The 2866-nt window shown below is 69.2% G+C and carries 2 protein-coding genes and 1 pseudogene; 2 read left to right on the top strand and 1 reads right to left on the bottom strand.

Annotated features, from left to right (window positions below):
- Positions 1-1235: pseudogene (locus tag AB8A24_RS43145) on the top strand (hypothetical protein); the annotation flags it as partial.
- A gap of 104 nt (positions 1236-1339) precedes the next feature.
- Positions 1340-2596 carry a hypothetical protein gene (locus AB8A24_RS43140; protein ID WP_328963597.1) on the top strand — a complete coding sequence of 419 codons (1257 nt, stop codon included), beginning with the start codon at positions 1340-1342 and terminating at the stop codon, positions 2594-2596.
- Between the two features lie 27 nt (positions 2597-2623).
- Here the strand turns inward: AB8A24_RS43140 and AB8A24_RS43135 are convergent.
- A partial coding sequence (locus AB8A24_RS43135) for a hypothetical protein (RefSeq protein WP_369479232.1) occupies positions 2624-2866 on the bottom strand: 243 nt, incomplete at its 5' end.

Genomic DNA, 2866 nt, shown 5'->3' with positions numbered 1-2866 from the left:
CCGCCGCAGGGCTGATCGTCAGCCTTCTGGCCGCCGCACCGGTGCACGCGGCCGAACCGGTCCCGACACCGTCCGCCGCCGCCGACCTCGCGGCCATCGACAAGGGCGGCGCCGGCCAGGGCGCGTCCGTCGCACCGGCCCAGGCGGCCGCCGGGCCCTCGATCACCCGCAGCGAGGTGATCAATCGCGCCGCGTCCTGGGTCGGGATCGGGCTCCAGTACAGCTGGGACAACACCTACCAGGGCTATCGGACCGACTGTTCCGGCTTCGCTTCGATGGCCTGGAAGCTCTCCAAGCCCGGCCTGGACACCACCAGCTTCGTCCCCTCCGGCGTCGCCTCGTGGATCGGCAAGGGGGACCTGAAGCCGGGCGACGCCATGCTCAACGACGCGGCCGGGGCCAACGGCCACATCGTCGTGTTCGGCGGCTGGGCCAACTCCGCGCGCACCTCGTACATGGGCTACGAGTTCACGGGCAGCGGGATGCACTACCGCGAGATCCCCTACCCCTACTACTCCGGCCACGGCACCTTCCGGCCGGTCCGCAACAACAGCATCGTCGACGACAACCCTGGTGATCTGCCGGTTGCGGGGAATTGGGACGGTGGTCCGGCGTCGAATGTGGGTGTCTGGCGCAACGGGATCTTCCATCTGCGTAATGACGACGGTTCGGCGACGTATGTGGACTGGGGTGGTGGCAGTGACCTGCCGGTGTCCGCGAACTGGGACGGTGCGGGTCCGGACAATGTGGGGATCTTCCGTCCGTCGACGGGTCAGTTCCATCTGCGGATGGACGACGGCAGTCTGACGCTGATCGACTGGGGTGGGGGTACGGACCAGCCGGTCGCGGGCAACTGGGACGGCGGTGCGGCGGCGAACGTCGGTATCTGGCGCAACGGCACGTTCCACCTGCGTAACGACGACGGTTCGGCGACGTATGTCGACTGGGGTCAGGCGGGCGACCGTGCGGTCTCGGGGAACTGGGACGGCAGTGGCCCGGACAATGTGGGGATCTTCCGTCCGTCGACGGGTCAGTTCCATCTGCGGATGGACGACGGCAGCCTGGTCGTCCTGGACTGGGGTGGCGGTAACGACATTCCCGTCGCGGGCAACTGGGACGGCGGCAACGGTGGTCCCGCGGCGAACATCGGGATCTGGCGGCCCTCGCAGGCCACGTTCCACCTGCGCAACGACGACGGCTCGGCGACCTACATCGACTGGGGACAGCCCCGATAAGCCCTGAGCCCCTCCCCGGGGGCGCGGCCCAGCGCGCCCCCGGGGCCCACCGGCACGCCCAGCCATCAGCCGCTCATGACCGAACGGGACCAGGACACCTCACCATGAACCGCATCGCACGCCGGCCCTTGGCAGCCCTCGCCACGTCCGCCGCGCTGACCGCCGGCCTGCTCGCCTCGGCCCAAGCCGCTCACGCGGTCGGCGCCGACCTCTCCGACCCGAGGACCGTGTCGGCCATCCCGAACTACTCCTGCGGCACGCAGACCGACTCCGACCGTGCCCTCGCCGCTGAGCTGAACTACCAGCTCACCGGCACCCTGCGCGGCTACCTGACCTCCTACCGGGTCTCCTGTGCCCGAGCGATCACCGATGCCGTCCGTGCCCGCGGCCTTCCCGAGCGAGCCGCCGTCCTCGCCGTGACCACGGCCATCGTCGAGACCACCCTGCACAACAACCCCAACATGGAGGACCACGACAGCGTCGGCCTCTTCCAGCAGCGGGCCGACTGGGGATCCTTCAACCAGCGCATGGACCCGACCTGGGCGACCAACGCCTTCCTCAACGCGATGCTCAAGGTGAGCAACTGGCAGACCAGACCGATCGGCGAGGTCTGCCAGGCGGTCCAGATATCCGCCCACCCCGACCGGTACGGGAACCAGGCCGCCGACGGCCAGCGCCTCGTCAGCGCCCTCTGGAACGCTGATCTGCCGGTTGCGGGGAATTGGGACGGTGGTCCGGCGTCGAATGTGGGTGTCTGGCGCAACGGGATCTTCCATCTGCGTAATGACGACGGTTCGGCGACGTATGTGGACTGGGGTGGTGGCAGTGACCTGCCGGTGTCCGCGAACTGGGACGGTGCGGGTCCGGACAATGTGGGGATCTTCCGTCCGTCGACGGGTCAGTTCCATCTGCGGATGGACGACGGCAGTCTGACGCTGATCGACTGGGGTGGGGGTACGGACCAGCCGGTCGCGGGCAACTGGGACGGCGGTGCGGCGGCGAACGTCGGTATCTGGCGCAACGGCACGTTCCACCTGCGTAACGACGACGGTTCGGCGACGTATGTCGACTGGGGTCAGGCGGGCGACCGTGCGGTCTCGGGGAACTGGGACGGCAGTGGCCCGGACAATGTGGGGATCTTCCGTCCGTCGACGGGTCAGTTCCATCTGCGGATGGACGACGGCAGCCTGGTCGTCCTGGACTGGGGTGGCGGTAACGACATTCCCGTCGCGGGCAACTGGGACGGCGGCAACGGTGGTCCCGCGGCGAACATCGGGATCTGGCGGCCCTCGCAGGCCACGTTCCACCTGCGCAACGACGACGGCTCGGCGACCTACATCGACTGGGGACAGCCCCGGTAGGCGACAGCCCGGGTAGGCCGACCGCACTCAGCCCTGGCCCGGTGGGTTCGGCAACGGCACGCCGGGCATGAGGTACAACCGCTCGGCCGTCAGGACCACCGCCGGGACGTCGATGACGGCCGCGACCTGAGCGATCCACCGGATCTCGGAATCCAGGTCGCGCCCGTCACCGGCCACCGCACGTCGGTCGAACGCCTTCTCGCGAAGGCCGAGTTCGGCGGCGATGGCGTACCGCAGGACCGCCGCTTCCACGGCGGGTGCCAAGCGGTC

The organism is Streptomyces sp. BF23-19, from assembly GCF_041106355.1.
Classification (GTDB): Bacteria; Actinomycetota; Actinomycetes; order Streptomycetales; family Streptomycetaceae; genus Streptomyces; species Streptomyces virginiae_A.
Note: the sequence above shows the minus strand (reverse complement) of the source record. Positions and strands in the feature narration are given on the sequence as shown.